The organism is Dendronalium sp. ChiSLP03b (genome assembly GCF_034531165.2).
Taxonomy (GTDB): domain Bacteria; phylum Cyanobacteriota; class Cyanobacteriia; order Cyanobacteriales; family Nostocaceae; genus Dendronalium; species Dendronalium minutum.
Genome location: NZ_JAVRBR020000008.1, coordinates 61388 through 78976 on the forward strand (window position 1 = coordinate 61388; position 17589 = coordinate 78976).

13 protein-coding genes are annotated in these 17589 nt (G+C 41.6%); 8 read left to right on the forward strand and 5 right to left on the reverse strand.

The genetic code is table 11. From position 1 onward, the window contains the following. The first annotated feature begins 182 nt into the window (after window positions 1–182). From RMY31_RS01560 to RMY31_RS01585, 6 genes are all read left to right on the forward strand, one after another. Window positions 183–1541 (forward strand): polyketide synthase, encoded by a 1359-nt coding sequence (locus tag RMY31_RS01560; protein ID WP_322657701.1) that lies wholly within the window; start codon window positions 183–185, stop codon window positions 1539–1541. A 98-nt stretch (window positions 1542–1639) separates the two neighbouring features. Further along, entirely contained in the window at window positions 1640–5029 is a 3390-nt protein-coding gene (locus RMY31_RS01565; RefSeq protein ID WP_322657761.1) for a type I polyketide synthase, read from the forward strand. A 102-nt stretch (window positions 5030–5131) separates the two neighbouring features. Further along, window positions 5132–6811, forward strand: coding sequence for a PfaD family polyunsaturated fatty acid/polyketide biosynthesis protein (locus RMY31_RS01570; protein WP_322657700.1), 1680 nt, complete (start codon window positions 5132–5134; stop codon window positions 6809–6811). A gap of 226 nt (window positions 6812–7037) precedes the next feature. Continuing rightward, the gene (locus RMY31_RS01575) at window positions 7038–7331 is read left to right on the forward strand and encodes an acyl carrier protein (protein ID WP_322657699.1); all 294 of its coding nucleotides are present in this window, start codon (window positions 7038–7040) and stop codon (window positions 7329–7331) included. 165 nt (window positions 7332–7496) lie between these two features. Beyond that, the gene (locus RMY31_RS01580) at window positions 7497–9368 is read left to right on the forward strand and encodes a hypothetical protein (protein WP_322657698.1); all 1872 of its coding nucleotides are present in this window, start codon (window positions 7497–7499) and stop codon (window positions 9366–9368) included. 58 nt (window positions 9369–9426) lie between these two features. Beyond that, entirely contained in the window at window positions 9427–10290 is an 864-nt protein-coding gene (locus tag RMY31_RS01585; RefSeq protein WP_322657697.1) for an SDR family NAD(P)-dependent oxidoreductase, read from the forward strand. 107 nt (window positions 10291–10397) lie between these two features. Here the strand turns inward: RMY31_RS01585 and hetI are convergent, their stop codons facing one another. From hetI to RMY31_RS01610, 5 genes are all read right to left on the reverse strand, one after another. Continuing rightward, the gene (gene hetI, locus RMY31_RS01590) at window positions 10398–11117 is read right to left on the reverse strand and encodes a 4'-phosphopantetheinyl transferase HetI (RefSeq protein WP_322657760.1); all 720 of its coding nucleotides are present in this window, start codon (window positions 11115–11117) and stop codon (window positions 10398–10400) included. A gap of 205 nt (window positions 11118–11322) precedes the next feature. Continuing rightward, entirely contained in the window at window positions 11323–11715 is a 393-nt protein-coding gene (locus RMY31_RS01595) for a carboxymuconolactone decarboxylase family protein (RefSeq protein WP_322657695.1), read from the reverse strand. 252 nt (window positions 11716–11967) lie between these two features. Further along, window positions 11968–13272, reverse strand: a complete 1305-nt coding sequence (locus tag RMY31_RS01600; protein WP_322657694.1) for a hypothetical protein — start codon at window positions 13270–13272, stop codon at window positions 11968–11970. A 62-nt stretch (window positions 13273–13334) separates the two neighbouring features. Continuing rightward, window positions 13335–14093, reverse strand: a complete 759-nt coding sequence (locus RMY31_RS01605) for a hypothetical protein (protein WP_409877077.1) — start codon at window positions 14091–14093, stop codon at window positions 13335–13337. Between the two features lie 1373 nt (window positions 14094–15466). Beyond that, window positions 15467–15601, reverse strand: coding sequence for a hypothetical protein (locus tag RMY31_RS01610; RefSeq protein WP_322657692.1), 135 nt, complete (start codon window positions 15599–15601; stop codon window positions 15467–15469). A gap of 209 nt (window positions 15602–15810) precedes the next feature. Between RMY31_RS01610 and psbB the strand changes: the two genes are divergently transcribed. Both psbB and RMY31_RS01620 read left to right on the forward strand, forming a co-directional pair. Continuing rightward, complete coding sequence (gene psbB, locus RMY31_RS01615) at window positions 15811–17340, forward strand: photosystem II chlorophyll-binding protein CP47 (RefSeq protein ID WP_322657691.1); 1530 nt, start codon at window positions 15811–15813, stop codon at window positions 17338–17340. Between the two features lie 131 nt (window positions 17341–17471). Then, window positions 17472–17576 carry a photosystem II reaction center protein T gene (locus RMY31_RS01620; RefSeq protein ID WP_322657690.1) on the forward strand — a complete coding sequence of 35 codons (105 nt, stop codon included), beginning with the start codon at window positions 17472–17474 and terminating at the stop codon, window positions 17574–17576. The last annotated feature ends 13 nt before the right edge of the window (window positions 17577–17589 follow it).

Below are 17589 nucleotides of genomic sequence, written 5' to 3' on the forward strand. Positions count from 1 at the left end.
CGTAAAAAATTTAGGTATTCTTGTAGTAAGACAGAATTAGCTGACATCTCTGCTTGTTCAAGACTCTAAATCCTTTAAAGTTTGGGGAATCGTGTAAATACCGTCAAGTTTAGGGAGCGTAAATTCTTCTGGCTGCCCTGAAAAATTGCCCTGTCACTTAATACCCCAACGAGGAATCAGTAGTGGAAAAAATAGCCATCATCGGATTATCGTGCCTCTTTCCTGATGCTAACAATCCTGAGCAATTTTGGCAGAATCTTACCGCAGCAAAAGATTCAACGTCATCTGTTACTGTCGAAGAAATGGGCGTAGAGCCTGCAATATTTTACGACCCAGTTAAAGGCAAACCAGAAAAAATCTACTTCCTCCAAGGAGGATTCATTCGCAACTTTAAATTTGATGCCAGCGAATATAATCTTCCTGTAGAATTTCTAGAAAGCTTAGACAATACTTTTAAATGGTCGCTTTATGCTGCCAAGCAAGCAATTGTCCAGAGTGGTTATTGGGGAAACAGAAATGTACTCTCAAAATGTGGCGTAATCTTAGGAGCTTTATCTTTACCAACAAAACTATCAAATCAATTAGTCGCACCCATTTATCGGCGAACCATTGACCCGGCGATCGCAGAACTTTTACAAGATAAAGATTTCCATTTATCAGCTTTACCAACAACAACCAAAGCATCCCCATACAATGCGATGGTGTGTGGTTTTCCGGCTGCATTAGTTGCTCAAGCTCTCTCTTTATCTAGTACTCATTTCTGTATAGATGCAGCTTGTTCTTCATCTTTTTATGCTATTAAAATGGCATCCCATTATCTCTGGACAGGTAAAGCTGATTTGATGTTAGCTGGTGCAATCAGTTGTTCTGATCCGCTATTTTTACGCATGTTCTTTTCTGGAATTCAAGGGTATCCAGAAAACGGTATTAGTTGTCCTTTAGATAAGGCATCACGAGGATTAATTACGTCCGAAGGTATTGGGATGGTTGTGCTGAAACGATATAACGATGCTATTAGAGACGGCGATAAAATTTTAGCTACCATTTGCGGTAATGGGCTTTCTAATGATGGCAAGGGTAAGCATTTTCTTAGCCCTAATTCTAAAGGGCAAACACTAGCTTTTGAACGAGCCTATAAAGAGGCACAACTGAGTCCCAAAGCTATCGATTATATGGAGTGTCACGCTACCGGCACTTTGTTGGGAGATACCACTGAATTCAACTCGATAGAAACTTTTTTTGGTCAACACGAAGCATCTCCTTTAATTGGTTCTGCTAAAGCTAATGTTGGTCACTTGTTAGTTGCTGCGGGTATGGTTAGTTTGGCTAAGACAATTGTGAGTATGTCTGGTGATGTTATTCCACCAACTATTAATGTGAATGAACCTCTCGGTTCGGAAAATAATGTCATTTCTGCTGAGAAGATTGTGCGAACTCCAACGCCTTGGCCGAATGCCAAAACTAAATACGCGGCTTTAAGTGCTTTTGGTTTTGGTGGTACTAACTCTCATCTAATTATTGAACAGACGAAGGAAGGATGAAATCAAGCCTTTGTACAGCATTTTATTAATTTGTAGCGAATCGAAACAAGCTTCGCGTTCCTCTGCGTTTCAATTTCAACCCCTTACACTTTTTTATGATGTTTGAACAAGAAAGTAATAGCATAAGCAAGATTGCCATTGTCGGCATGGATGCCTTTTTTGGTGAGTGCAATGGCTTAGATGCTTTTGAACGCAGTATTTATGATGGCAAACAGCATTTTATTTCCCTACCGCCGAAAAGATGGTATGGCATAGATGAGCAAAAAGACTTACTACAAGAGTACGGTTTAGTAGAGGGAAAAGCACCAGTAGGAGCATACATTACAGATTTTGATATTGATACTCTCGGTTACAAAATCCCACCCAATGAAGTAGAAAAGTTAAACCCGCAACAACTTTTACTGCTAAAGGTTGCCGATCGCGCCCTCAAAGATGCGAAAATCCCAGAAGGCGGTAATGTGGCGGTGATTATTGCGGCTGAGACAGAACTATCTGTCCACCAGCTACAACAACGCTGGGATTTGTCTTGGCAAATAAAAGACGGCTTAAACGCTGCGGAAATTACTTTACCGCCAGAACAAATTGCCCAACTGGAAACCATTGTCAAAGATAGCGTCCACCATCAAGTAGATATTGGTGAATATCTCAGTTACATCGCCAACATCATGGCGAGTCGGGTTTCTTCGTTGTGGAATTTCACCGGGCCTTCGTTCACCATTACAGGGGTGGAAACCTCGGCTTTCAAAGCGTTGGAAGTGGCGCAAATGCTACTGCTTTCTGGGGAAGCAGATGCAGTTGTTGTTGGTGCTGTTGATTTAGCTGGTGGGGTAGAAAGTGTATTGTTGCGAAATCAGTTGGCAACAATTAACACTGGTGCTAATACTTTGAGTTACGACCAAAAAGCCAATGGTTGGACAATTGGTGAAGGTGCTGGTGCAGTCGTTCTCAAGCGTTATGATACTGCCAAAGAAGATAGCGATCGCATCTATGCGGTGGTTGATGCCTTGAGTTTTGGGCAAGTCTACTCTAGTTCTGGCGATGCAGCAACGGTTACTCAAGTTTGTCAGGAAGCTTTCCAGCAAGCAGGTATTCAACCCGCCCAAGTTAAGTATGTAGAAGTTTGCGGTAGTGGCGTTCCTCACGAAGATGAGGCAGAAATCACCGGTTTGGTACAAGCTTATCCTGCGGTGGGGAATGGTTTGCACTGTGCTATCGGTAGCGTCAAAGCTAATATCGGTCACACTCACGTAGCTTCTGGAATTGCCAGTCTAATCAAAACTGCTTTGTGTCTCTATCACAAGTACATTCCCGCCACACCTAACTGGTCTGGTGTGAAAGCACCACAAGTATGGGAAGGTAGTCCTTTTTATGTTGCTACGGAATCAAGACCTTGGTTCCTCGCTAAAGACTCTACGCGGCGAATTGCAGCGGTGAACGGTATCGGATGTGATGGGACTTACGCCCATCTAATCTTGTCGGAAGAACCCGATCAACAAAAATACAGCAGCAGCTATTTGGAACAAATGCCTTTTTATTTGTTCCCCATAGTAGCCGACCAACGCGCACAATTTTTAGAGGCTTTAAATAATCTCCAACAAAGTATTGATAAGAGTTCTTCTTTATCAGCTGCTGCAAGCCTTGCTTTCGCTACTTTTAGCCAACAATCACAAGCCCAGTACGCCCTAGCAATTACCGGACGCAACAAAAAAGAATTACTCAGAGAAATCGAATCAGCCCGTAAAGGTATCAATAGCGCTTTTGACCGGGGGACAGACTGGTTAACACCGACAGGTAGTTACTTTACTGCTAACCCATTGGGTAAAAAAGGTGAGGTTGCTTACGTTTATCCAGCAGCAGTCAATTCTTACGTTGGTATCGGTCGCAATCTATTTCACTTATTCCCCAGAGTCTACGAAGACTCGATGGTAAAAAGTATTTACAAACGTGTTGCTGATGTGGAGAGGTTGGTTTTCCCCAGAAGCTTGAATAAATTGTCAACCAGACATCTGGAAACGCTAGAAAAACGATTGCTAAGTGATTCTTTGGCAATGTTTGAAGCGGAAATGTTTTTTACCAGATTAATCACCACAATTATTCGTGATGATTTTCAAATTAAACCCAAATATGTGTTTGGGTATAGCTTGGGTGAAACTAGTATGATGGTTGCCCAAGGTGTGTGGAGCAATTTTTATCAAGGTAGTAGCAGCTTTAACTCATCGGCTTTGTTTGGCGATAGGTTATCCGGGCCAAAAAATGCCGTGCGTGAGTATTGGGGATTACCAAAAACTTCTCCAACTTCAGACAATAATCTTTGGAGTAACTATGTTCTTATGGCCACTCCATCTCAGGTCATAGAATGTCTGAAAAATGAACAGCGCGTTTATTTAACTCAGATTAATACCGATGAAGAAGTATTAATCGCTGGCGAACCAGCGGCCTGTCAGCGAGTGATTAAAGCTTTAGGTTGTAACGCTTTTCCTGCTCCCTTCGACCATGTGATTCATAATGAGGCCATGCGATCGGAGTACGATGAGTTAGTGAAATTAAACACTTTACCATCGCAATCTATTCCTGGTGTTGTGTTTTATTCGGCGGCTGAATATCAACCTATCAAACTTGAGAATGGTGAAATTGCTCGCAGTATTGCTACCGGACTTTCTCAACAACTTGATTTTCCCCAATTAGTTGACCGTGTTTACAATGACGGAGCCAGAATATTTATTGAAGCTGGTGCTGGTAGTGTTTGTTCTCGTTGGATCGATAAGATTTTAGAAGACAAAGAACACATCACAGTATCTCTCAATCGTAGAGGTATGGATGACCATACTTCTATTGTCAAAGCATTAGCAAAACTAGTCAGCCATCGAGTTGCTTTGAATTTAGCACCGCTTTATAGTTCTGTTGCAGCAACTAGCAATCAAAATAAACCAACGCTGAGAACCGTAACCTTGGGAGGCGACTCGATTACCGCCACAATCTTGAGTGAAGAGAACCGCAAACTTTTCCAAAATATTGCGGATAAATATAGACGCGATCGCACTGCAAAGCTGCATCAAAATATACCATTATCCAGCGATGCTCAACTCATAAATTCTCTGAAAGCCCCCCAAAAAGTTGCTAAAGCTGACAGTCATTTTCAGAACACTTCACCAGCTAAAACTAAGCCAGCAGAAGTCCAGATGAAAACTATCATTGAACACGGTTTTGCACCTCAAGAACAACTACAATTTTCTGAGTCAACTACTAATAAACAGGCAATTCCTCAAGCAATTTCATCTTCACCTGTTAAAAATAACCAAGTTGACAACACAATCAACATTTTGGATGCCAAGCAATCTCAGTATCAAACACTGACTGCTAACAATTCTCGGATAACAAAATCCCATACTGCCTTTTTACAAGCCAGACAAGATTTTAGCAAACAAATGAGCGAAATCATTCAACTACAAATAGCTTGTGCTGAGAACTTACTGAATGAAGAATCTTAGTAATTAAGTACCAAGGATGAAGACTGAAAATTTAAACTTCATCCTTTACCCTCCACATCCATCCTTTAGAAACCATTGCTTATACTTTGAGGAATAGCTACTGTGACCACTGTAGATGCGCTGCTCAGTAAACATGATAACGGTCTTGGCTTTTCTGCCTATACCTACAATCGAAACATGGTTTGGAAAGGGTCTTTAGATAGTATATCTTTTGAGCAGACAGCTATTAAGGAGAAATTACAAGTCTTAGATAAACCTTGTTATATCCTAAAAGTTGCAGGAAAAATTGGTGCAACAAACGAAGGTTATCTATATCCTACTGAGAATGGTACAACAGCACAAGTAGAACTACTAACATCTATTACACCAATCTGTATTCAACAGTTGGGAGACCCGAATTTCCTCTCCTTTCATGGCGTAAAATATGCCTATGTGACTGGCGCAATGGCTGGTGGAATTGCTTCTGAAGAAATGGTTATTGCCCTCGGTAAAGAGAAAATTTTAAGTTCTTTTGGTGCGGGTGGTTTAACTCCAGAACGTTTGGAATCAGCAATTAATCGCATTCAACAAGCTTTACCTCACGGCCCTTATGCTTTTAATTTAATTCATAGCCCGAATGAACTTGCAATTGAACGCCGTGCTGTAGATTTATACCTCAAATATCAAGTAAGAACTGTAGAAGCTTCGGCATTTCTAGACTTAACCCCCAACATTGTTTACTACCGTGTTGCTGGACTGAGTTTAAATGATGCCAATCAAATTGAAATCAAAAACAAAGTCATTGCCAAAATTTCTCGTCGAGAAGTAGCCAGTAAATTTCTCCAACCAGCACCAAGCAAAATTATTAAAGAACTTCTTGAGCAAGGATTAATTACTGAATTACAAGCGAAACTTGCAGCTAAAGTTCCAATGGCTGATGATGTTACCGTTGAGGCTGATTCTGGCGGTCATACAGACAATCGTCCCTTAGTTTGTTTGTTGCCTTCTATTATTGCCTTGCGGAATGAAATTCAAGCACAATATCATTACGAACAGCCCATAAGAATCGGAGTAGCAGGCGGAATTGCTACACCACAATCAGCCTTAGCAGCCTTTATGATGGGTGCTGCTTATATAATGACTGGCTCGATTAATCAATCATGTATTGAATCAGGTGCTTCTGAACATACTAAGCAATTATTAGCGCAAGCAGAAATGGCCGATGTCATGATGGCCCCAGCAGCAGATATGTTTGAAATGGGAGTGAAACTTCAAGTTCTCAAACGCGGAACTTTGTTTCCCATGCGGGCGCAAAAACTGTATGAATTATACAGAAATTATGACTCAATTGAAGAAATTCCTCTAGCAGAGCGAGAGAAGTTAGAAAAACAAGTTTTTCGCAAAACTATTGCTGAAGTATGGGAAGGAACAGCAGCTTATCTCTCGCAAAAAAATCCAGAGAAACTGGGTAAAGCTGTCAATAATTCCAAGCTGAAAATGGCACTAATTTTTCGCTGGTATTTAGGATTATCTTCCCGTTGGTCTAGTTCTGGCGAAAAAGGTAGAGAAGTCGATTATCAAATTTGGTGTGGCCCAGCAATGGGTAGCTTCAATGACTGGGTACGAGGTTCTTATCTAGCCGAACCACATAATCGTCGAGTTTTTGATGTTGCTTACCACATCATGACTGGAGCAGCATTATTATTTCGCATCCAATGTTTGAAAATTCAAGGAGTCCAAATTAGTGAGTATTACAGTCAGTATCGTCCAGAGCCTTCTGTTAACTTATCTGGGATGATTTAACCGTCAGAAACCGAGAGATTATAGCATTCCTAAATAATTTGTGAAATACCTCTTTTCTCTCTTGGCGCTCTTGGCGTGCTTGGCGGTTCGTAAAATATTACTTAGGAGCTTAGAGAGTATAAGAATGTAGTTTCTTCATTTCTTATTTAAGGTGTAGTACTAAAAAAACTCGGTTTCTGATACTAAATTTTTCAATTTTACCTAACACTATCTTCAAGAATGTCACATGAGTTCATCTAATCGGATTCCCACTTATACCGCAGAAGAAATTCAAACTTGGTTGACATCTCATCTAGCCGAATTACTAGGAGTCAAGGCAGAAGAAATAGACATTAAAGCGCCTCTTGATAGCTACGGTTTAGATTCAGCACAGGGAATGCTTCTAGCAGCCAAAGCAGGTAAGTTTTTAGGATTTCAGTTGTCTCCCTTGCTACTGTGGCATTATCCCACAATCGAATTACTTTCCCAACGTTTAGCCGAAGAATCTCAAGCTGACGAGTCCGAAGTTTTTGAAATTTAAAAATAGGGACTAGAGACGCGACACCAGTCGCTACAACGGGGGGAACCCCCGCAACGCGCTGGCTCATTAATCGCGTCTGTACAAGGGAGTGGGTAAGAATTTTTTATGTTTTGTTGTGCGATCGCATCATTTGAGCAACTGTCTTAAAATAAATTGGAAATTACTATGAATGCATCCGAAATTTTGGCAACTCTCAACCGAAAGGGCGTACAAATTTGGGTTGAGAATGAAAAACTAAATATCCGTTCTCCCAAAGGAGTATTAACACCAGATATCCAAGCAGAAATAACTGCTCGCAAACTAGAAATTCTGGAATTTTTACGCGAACGTAACTCTTCTTTTATTACTCCTATAACACCATTACCACAAGGTTTAAGTTTACAAACTATTGGTCGTTTAATTGGAGAAACTGGCGATCAATTAAGCTTAGAGTGTAAGGAACCGATTATCGATCCCAAACTCATGGCTCAAAAGCTAAGTATTACTTTTAGACCTTTACCAAAGGGATACAAAAATACACAAATTCTCAAATTTCGCACTGAACTAGAACAGAAGCTGCAAGAATATGGAGTAAAGGTTACACCTTGGCAACAAGCTACTACAGAGTTCCGCTACGAAATCAATATTCCATTTACTAACATCAAAAAAAGCATCAAAACCAGAGTAGTCAAGACTGGAATTAATGCTGTAATTGATGTTGATAGACCACCTACAGTAAGAAGTCGGGCTGAGACGTTTGCAGCCGAAAAGCTGTATCAATTATATTCGCGCTTTATTTTGAAAGACCGAAAAATATCGGTTACAAGAATTGGCAGTTTGATTGCTTGGGCAGAAGATTGTGCTGCTAAATTTATCGAAGATCCTACCAATACTCAAGTGATTGTGCTTACCAACCTAGATAAAGAGTTTGTCAATTTCCAAACTCCGTATCAACAAAAAATTAAGATGGGTTTGAATACTTTAGTTAGAACTTTCTCGGAAATTGTCATTGGAGTATCTGATTCCCAATTTTCCATTTTAAATATGAATTTATCTGATTCAGTCTTTTCAATGGATGAAATTGATAGGTTTGTCTTAAAATCACTTATTCCTAAAGTTTATGTCCCCATACTACCGTTGCCTTTAAGCAAATTTAAATTAGGGAATTACAATACGCAGTCATCAAGCTATGCTCAAAAATTAGTCAGCTTGAGTACTCAGCTAGCGGATACAAATCTTTTTCCTCCAGGTTCCAAACTGAGTGAAGTGATTAAAAGACAATCGCACAGAGATATTGTTAACGTAATTGTCAATGGTAGAACAGGTGTTTCTTACGGCTTTGTCGCTTATGCAGAACCACCACAGTATATTGGTGAAATTGAAATACCCGAAAGTGAGTGGGAAAGCTTAACTCCTATTACTGGATTCAATAGTGATGAAGTCCGCCAAAACACTATCGGTAGACGGTATTTAAAAACCAAAACAGGGACAGAATATCAGTTTAAACAGATTCCCGATATCTGGATTTGTAGCGCTCGTTCTGGTTCTAATAAAACCAATTTGCAATTAGAAAGTGACATCCTCAGAATTGGTTTAACCGATAGGTTATTGCTAGATTTACCAGAAGGAGTTGACCCAAAATTAGCAGATATTAAACCTTCCTATGATGTTTATGTCATGCTGGCGATCGCATTATCTGCATCTCTCTATGCACCAAGCTTAATTAATAATGGGATGCCGATGATCCATTTCCACGGATACCCAGCAGTTGAATGGTTGCAACAGCATGAATATGTTATGGGAGTTGACAATCCTTCTGTACCTTGTGGCACTTATGAATCAGGCGTGTTTAATTTTTTAGGTATTTATAATTTGGTAAATCAATATGGCACAGATATTAACTTAGCCTGCTTGATAGAACCAGATCATGGCACTAATATTATCACTCCTAATTTGGAGTATCTCTTAGCAAGATTGAAGACAGGTTGTGAACAATCGGCAATTGAGCTAGGTGGTAAACATTTTGCTTCTTTGAAGGACAAGTCAACTAATAAATGATAGCTGAAGAGTCGCACAAAGTTAAGTTTGCACTTTATCAAAATACCAGTGGCTTAAAATGACAACTCTCAAAGGGAAGACAGTGCTTTTGACCGGTGCCTCACGCGGTCTGGGCGTATATCTTGCGCGTGCGCTGGCGAGAGAGCAGGCAACTGTAGTTTGCATTTCTCGCTCAAAATCAAAGCTAGATACAACATGCGATGAAATCAAAGCTTTGGGTGGTCAAGGAATTAGTATTCCCTTTGATATTCAAAACTTGACAGAATTGCCATTACTAGTGCAACACATTCAAGAATTTGTTGCTCCAGTTGATATTTTAATTAACAATGCTGGCGTAGAAATTCATCGGGCTTTTACAGATTATTCTACAGAAGAGATTCAGTCTGTATTAGTAACTAATCTTCTGTCCGCTATGGAATTAACTCGTTTATTACTTCCTAGTATGGAGGAACGGGGTAGCGGTCGCATTATTAATATTGCTTCTCTAGCTGGTAAAAAGGGAGTTGCTTACAACAGCATTTATTCTGCTAGTAAAGCAGGTTTAATTATGTGGACTGATGCCATGCGTCAGGAATTTGCGGGTAGTAACATTCATTTCTCGACAATTTGTCCAGGATATGTATCTGAAACTGGGATGACAGCTGACAGTCACATACCTGCACCTAAGTTAGCAGGTATTTCTACACCAACTTATGTGGTAAACGCTATTATCCGAGCGATTAAGCAAAATAAAGCAGAGGTAATTGTCAATGAAAATCCGATAACAGAAGCTTTGACAAAACTTATGTTTGCTATCGGACAAATTTCTCCTACTTCTGTTGATACAATTTATCGCTTATTGGGTGTGGTTAAATTAAACAAACGACGAGTAGAAAATTGGACTCCAAATCGTCGTTTAGAAATCGTTACACGTCATAAATAACGGCAAGAATCAGTTGTCAGAAGGAATGTTAAATTCTTTCTCCTCATCTCCCCCTGCCTCCCCTGCTTCCCCTGCTCCCTCATCTCCTTTATCTCCCCAGTACCCAATCAATACTGCCAGCACTTTACATGCCACCCAATACCTGCTGCGGCAACAGCAGCAAGATAATTGTCAGCAGGCACTAACTCCAAGAGACTCCAGTTTTTATATCTCTCCAATCTCGCTGGTTCTGTGGGAGTTAGTGCTATTTCAACTTGCTCTAACTGAGCGATTCCTTCTCCAGTTGCTTTTAAATAAGCTTCCTTGCAAGTCCAATAGCGGAAAAATACTTCTTGCTTTTTGTCAACAGGGAGCGATCGCACTACAGCATATTCTCTAGGTAAAAAGAACCTTTCGGCAAGGGCTTCCACATCGGACATCGGGCGGATATATTCTAGGTCTATACCAATTTGGCGAGTGTAATTCACTGCACACAGCGCTAACCCTTGGGAGTGAGACAAGTTAAATAATAAGCCAGTACTAGCAAAAGTATCTGCTAATACTGGTTTGCCACGGGGTTCATAATCAAATTCTATTTGTTGCGGCTCGATACCCAAGTAGCCACCCAATATCCTCCGCAGGCTACCGCGACCAGCAATAAAACGTTGCCGATGCTCCTCAAAATAAAATCGTTTAGCACGAGCAAGTTCATCATTGGAGAGAGTTGTTGTCAAATCTTCTAGCTGTGCTTCTGCTCGGTCAAGGTCAATTCGCCAGACATGAACTTCGTCCGGCAATAAAGTTAAATCTGTCGGTGCAGGCAGCCACGTATGATTAAGACCAGTCATTCTAATTAGTAATTCGTGAGGTAGCCGCCGTCTTGGTGATTCACTTGCCGTCTTGGATGCCACTTCCTCTACTTGGGGAAACCCCAAGACTGGAGTGGCTCTGCTTTGCATTGTTAGCGCAGCGAAGCGCGAGTCTTCTCCCAAGGGGAGACGCTACGCGACCGAGCGTCACGAGCGTCACCCGGAGGGTAATTCGTAATTAGCCCTACGTTTTAAATTGCTCGTCTACAGGAATTTGATAGCCGTTGGCGAGACGGTTGGTTGTGTTTGCCGTGGCGATTATTCCCATTAGTTCCCCAAACATGGTATCACTCATACCCTTGGCACGGGCTGCTGTTGTGTGCGAAGCAATGCAGTACTCGCAGCTATTCGTCACGCTTACAGCAATGTAAATTAGTTCGCGCATTAATGGGTCGAGTTCGCCGGGACTGCTCATTACTTCCTTCACCGCCTGCCAGGCTCGTTGTAATGTGGGAGGATGGTTGGCTATGGCTTTCCAGAAGTTGTTAATGTAGTCATTCTGGCGCGTGGCTTTGATGTCGTCATATATCGAGCGTACTTCGTCGCTGGCCTCTTCGTATTCGATTAGCTTGGTCATGGTTTCATTCAAGGGTACTGGGGACTGGGGACTGAGGGCTACAAAATTCTTTCCTAATCCCCAGTCCCTAATCCCTAATCTCTTTCATAATTTCAAAAATTAGGCATTTTGGCACACCTTTTTTGGAAAGGACGGGTATGCTTTTGATGTGGGATACATTTCATGTAAAAAGTATTGGAAATTATAAGTCCCTCAGGTAGCTACTGAGGGATTTTTTATCCAAGCGATCGCAGCCTAATTTCAATTTAAGATTTAACCTTTTGCTTGCATTGACCGCTGTTTGCGACTGATTATAAACATTAGAAGAGTTAGCAAAAGAATAGCTTTGAGCGTTGACGGTTCCATTACCTTCTTTACTTCTGGTGTCGGTGGAGGAACATTGGTGTCACAGGGAACTCCGATAACCTGACCATTACCGGGAGTCGCATTACCGCCAGGAGGAATACATTCTGGCTGGTTGGGAGTAGGAGGCGGGACATTGTTCCCAGGTGTATTTCCTAAGGAATTTGCCTGACTGGAAGAATCATCTCCTCCTCCAAGAGCCAAAAGCAATGCTACAAGACCAAGACCTCCAAGTACTGGCAAGACTGGAAAATTAAACCCGCCACCTTCTGCTGCTGGTACAAATTCTTCTAAAGCCACAGGAGCATCTGGGGCAGCGACTATATCTACTCCGTCCGAGAATACTGGCTCTATACTGAGAGTTTCTCCTGAAAGAGGTGTTCCTTGGAGTGCCAACTGATCCGCAGCTGCAATTGGTACACGTCCGTACTCACCACCACTCACGGAGACTGGAGAGTATGGAAATGAGAATATTTTCAAAATACTATCTTGAAGTGCTTGGTCATCTCCAGCTTTTAACGCATTTAATCCTCTAGAGAGGTTAGTCAAATAATATTGCGTCATATCTGGCGGTAAATCTAAAGACCGAATCTGCTGTTCGGTATTAGGAATTTTTGCTACCTCATTCAAAAGGACGCGTCCATAGGCGTATTTCAAATCCAGTAATCCACTACGGGTATCGAGTTTATCACCTGTTGTTAACGGTGACCAAGCGAATTTCTTAGTTACAGTTCCTAAACCTTGTACGGGAGTGCGACTCACAGATTGTCCAAGAACATATTGGGAACTGTCTAGAATTGAGCCAGTTGATTGTTGTTCTCGCCAGAATGATATATATGGAGTGTCATAAACTTTAGAACTATTACCATAAAACGCAGTAAAATTCTGATAGTTTTGCGGCCCACCAGCCGCCCGCATTAACATTTGATCGTAGCTTGGCCCGCCATTAGACCTAACTATTTGCTCAAGTATTGTTCCAGTTTTGTTGCAGCTCAGACCAAATCCTACATTACATTCAGGGATAACTCGTATCTGGCGCAGATCGTTATTATGGTCTAGTTGATACCTAAGAAACTCTTGCTCCTGACCTGGTGGGATACGATTGCGCCCACCAATATCTAACCCAACTGGTTTTGCAGAAGCTGACTGGCATACAGAAAGTACCACTGCAAAAGACGAAAATAAAATCGCAATGCTTTTAAAATTTAATTTCAACAAGATACACCTCACACAAACGACACAAGCAGCTTCTATCTGCAATTAACAATCGAGCATAATTATTGGTTGGGTCTTAAGGTATTTCTTCGAGAGGATGGGAATCCCGTCTTCGTAGAGCCAGAATTTAGATTCTTGGGCAACTGGATGTTGATTGTGATTGCTGTACCCTTGAGTTCTCCAGCTGTGAGCGTGTGGTATAGAACTAATGCACGGTTGGGTTGGTCGAAGAGAAACCCACGACGCGAGGGTTGTATCTTTCCTTGCTTGACTAAGGAAACGAAAGCTTCCAAATACCTGCGTATACTTTGCTGGTTCTCCTGACTGGCATTCATATGACGTTCGACGAGCGTCATAAAGAAGTCTATGCTGTGGTTATCTTGTCCATTAATGAGAGTACCGCCATCAAGGAAAGAACTGCCTATGAGCTTTCCATCAAGTTCTTGAACTTTAAAAACAGTATAATAACGCCCCTCTTTCTTGGGATCGTTGGCATAACATACCCAGGCACCTTCTTGATTTCGTATAAAACCTTCTTGGCCTAGGTAAGAAAGCACAGAATCACTTTGCTTGTTTTGTTGTGGAGGAGGTAATAAATCCTCAACGGGATCTAAAGAGCAAATTCTCTGAGTTGTTCGCAATTGAGGCAGAGTTGGGGTTTGCTGTGGTGTGGTTGCTGGTTGAGGCAGAGTTGGGGTTTGCTGTGGTGTGGTTGCTGGTTGAGGCACAGTAATAGTCTCTTGTGCGCTTGCAACGCCAGACATAGCAGCCAACATAAATACTTGGAAAGCAAATTTTTTAGACGACACAACTATATTCATCTTTTAACCTTGTTTGCATTATCAGTAATACTGAGACTCTCGATTATGTGCAATACACTCTTGCTTTGGTATTCAGGAGGCAGTGGGTTGCTTTGTTCAAAGTTGTAGCAATTACCTTCCAGAAGTCAGGATACAGGAGGGATGATATTGCTGAATTCTGACTTTATGAATATTCTTGGACGTATTTCATTCAAGAATTACTATCTGTCTTTTCTATATAAATAAGTGTTTATATTTAGATCATAAAATGAAAGTGACATTTTATTTGTTTAGTTTTGTCGGTAATAACACTACAATTTACTGAAAAAAGAAGATTTTATGAAGTACCAAGGCAGTATAAATTTGCATTATGTTTTACAAACTCTGTACTTAGTAAAAAGTGAAACAATGTAACCTTATTGACTTTGGCAAAAATTTTATGCATTTACTATCTGGTTCTAGTTGCTAAAACTCCATACGTTATTGAGGAGAAATTTTCTGCTCTCACCCACGGAAGGCTTTTCCACCTTAAATTTTCAGAACTACTAAATATAACGTCGAGCATTGCCAGTAATGTCGTCTTTTGATGTTTTTGACACATGTATATAGACACAAGTTCACTTACTAGTAATATTTTTCCACGATCATTTAAGCCAGATTTGTGCTATTTATAACAAGCTTTTCTGGGCTGCATCACTTATGTAATATTTTTTTTAAATACTTTCATTTAGTTACAAATGTAACTTTTCTGTATTATTCTGGGATACGACAATATCAGTATCTTCTCGGCAAGCTATTAACTTGATATATTGACACTTTTGTTGATTTTCTGGCAAATATTGAATAAGTTTATGTTTTTTAGAAGTAGTGTACCCAAGTAACTTGTTGACCGAGTTTCTCATCTGAGTTGTAAAACATTATTCTTCAGTGGACTGACTGTACCATTAGCTGGTGAGGATAAAAACCTTGCATGGGCAACTTTAAAAACCGAACACTATGGATTTTTACGGACTTGTATATCAAAACTTTGTCAAGCAACCGATAGGTTAATAAGTATATATATTGAAAATTATATATTTGTGTAAAGAAATATCTAAAGTTTAGCAATTAGGTATTACTGATTGTGGCTTAGGAAGAAATTTTCCAAATCCCCTCTGCCCCCTTGTCCCCAGTCCTCCTTGTTGACATAACCTTAAATATACGCAAATGAAATTGTGACGGCGATTCATGGCAAGATACCTGGAGTCTGTTACGCGATCGCATCTATTTACACGCTTGCAAACAGTTCCATCAATAGTTACACTTTTTAAAACATTCTCATTTTTGCTTGGTGACTGCATAGACACCTCAAAGGCGACTTCCGAAAGATTAGCACGTCATAATGCTCAAAAGCTTTAAGGGCTTTTGTCAGTTTCCTCAGAAATTAGGGAGGCGTTTTCATCAGAGAAAACTTCTCGGCAGTTATACAGGCGATCGCTAATCCAACAGGTAGAGCTAGCAAAGTGTGTCAGCATTGCCAAACTAGCCACACTGTCTGTCTCATAAGACTAAGCTGTGGTGAAGCTCAGAACCCTGGCAATAACAAAAACTCAGAGAGTTCTCTGAGCGGCGGTGAGACAGCACTGTATTTAGGTTGCTGAATGCAAGTGGCTGACCTACCCAAAGGGGTTCCGCCTTTCAGAATCTCAGTAAGAAAATTGCTTTGTAAACATAAACTCATCGAGGAGGAGCGTAGTCGATGGGACTACCTTGGTACCGAGTACATACAGTCGTTCTGAACGATCCAGGGCGGCTGATTTCTGTACACTTGATGCACACAGCCTTAGTCGCAGGCTGGGCTGGTTCGATGGCACTGTATGAACTAGCCATTTATGACCCCAGCGATCCAGTTCTCAACCCAATGTGGCGTCAAGGAATGTTCGTGCTGCCCTTCATGGCACGCTTAGGCGTTACCCAATCTTGGGGTGGTTGGAGCGTTACCGGCGGGCCAGCAACTGACCCAGGTTTCTGGTCATTTGAAGGCGTTGCCGCTGCTCATATTATTCTTTCTGGTCTGTTATTCTTAGCTGCTGTCTGGCACTGGGTTTACTGGGATTTGGAACTCTTTAGAGATCCTCGCACCGGTGAACCTGCTCTAGACTTGCCAAAAATGTTTGGCATTCACCTGTTTTTATCTGGTCTACTTTGTTTTGGCTTTGGTGCTTTTCACCTCACCGGACTATTTGGCCCGGGATTGTGGGTTTCTGACCCTTATGGAGTCACTGGCAGCGTGCAAGCAGTAGCGCCAGAATGGGGCCCAGATGGGTTTAACCCATTTAACCCAGGTGGCATTGTTGCTCACCACATTGCTGCTGGTGTTGTTGGCATTATCGCCGGTTTATTCCACTTGACAGTCAGACCCCCCGAACGGCTCTACAAAGCCCTGCGGATGGGGAACATTGAAACCGTACTATCTAGTAGTATTGCTGCGGTATTCTTTGCTGCCTTTGTCGTTGCTGGTACTATGTGGTACGGTAACGCTGCTACCCCTATTGAACTGTTTGGACCCACCCGTTATCAATGGGATCAAAACTACTTCCGTCAGGAAATTGACCGCCGCGTCCAAACTAGTGTTGCCGATGGTGCATCACTTTCAGAAGGTTGGTCGCAGATTCCCGAAAAACTTGCGTTCTACGATTATGTCGGCAATAGTCCTGCCAAAGGCGGTCTATTCCGTACGGGACCAATGGTCAAGGGTGATGGTATTGCCAAGTCTTGGCAAGGTCATGCGGTATTCAAAGATTCTGAAGGAAGAGAATTGACTGTGCGTCGTCTCCCCAACTTCTTTGAAACCTTCCCTGTAATCTTGACCGACGAAGACGGAATTATCCGTGCTGACATTCCATTCCGTCGGGCAGAATCCAGATATAGCTTTGAGCAATCTGGTGTTACCGTTAGCTTCTATGGTGGCGACCTAGATGGCAAGACCTTTACAGATCCAGCTGATGTGAAGAAGTATGCCCGTAAAGCTCAAGGCGGTGAAATATTTGAATTTGACCGGGAAACCTTGAACTCCGACGGTGTATTCCGCACCAGTCCCAGAGGTTGGTTTACCTTTGGACACGCTGTATTTGCTCTGTTATTCTTCTTTGGTCATCTCTGGCATGGCTCTCGGACAATCTACCGAGACGTATTTGCTGGTGTTGATGCGGATCTAGAAGAGCAAGTTGAGTGGGGTCTTTTCCAGAAAGTGGGTGATAAGACAACCCGCCGGAAGGAAGCCCTCTAATTTCTAGGGACTAGGGACTGGGGATTAAGGATTGCGGAATAGAGACTGGCAAAGAGTTTTCCCAATACCCAATACCCAGTACCCAGTACCCAATACCTTAATTACTGGCTGCATAGGCAGGAGCTTTTAAAATGGAAAGCGTTGCGTACATCTTGATTTTTACCTTATGTATAGGTGTTCTTTTCTTTGCGATCGCATTCCGCGAACCCCCTCGCATTGAAAAGAAAGATGATTAAGTTGCTATTACAA

Coding starts and splice junctions, on each gene's coding strand:
- RMY31_RS01565 (WP_322657761.1), top strand. CDS start 1,640: ATGTTTGAACAAGAAAGTAATAGCATAAGCAAGATTGCCATTGTCGGC.
- RMY31_RS01575 (WP_322657699.1), top strand. CDS start 7,038: ATGAGTTCATCTAATCGGATTCCCACTTATACCGCAGAAGAAATTCAA.
- RMY31_RS01580 (WP_322657698.1), top strand. CDS start 7,497: ATGAATGCATCCGAAATTTTGGCAACTCTCAACCGAAAGGGCGTACAA.
- RMY31_RS01585 (WP_322657697.1), top strand. CDS start 9,427: ATGACAACTCTCAAAGGGAAGACAGTGCTTTTGACCGGTGCCTCACGC.
- hetI (WP_322657760.1), bottom strand. CDS start 11,117: ATGACTGGTCTTAATCATACGTGGCTGCCTGCACCGACAGATTTAACT.
- RMY31_RS01595 (WP_322657695.1), bottom strand. CDS start 11,715: ATGACCAAGCTAATCGAATACGAAGAGGCCAGCGACGAAGTACGCTCG.
- RMY31_RS01605 (WP_409877077.1), bottom strand. CDS start 14,093: ATGAATATAGTTGTGTCGTCTAAAAAATTTGCTTTCCAAGTATTTATG.
- psbB (WP_322657691.1), top strand. CDS start 15,811: ATGGGACTACCTTGGTACCGAGTACATACAGTCGTTCTGAACGATCCA.
- RMY31_RS01620 (WP_322657690.1), top strand. CDS start 17,472: ATGGAAAGCGTTGCGTACATCTTGATTTTTACCTTATGTATAGGTGTT.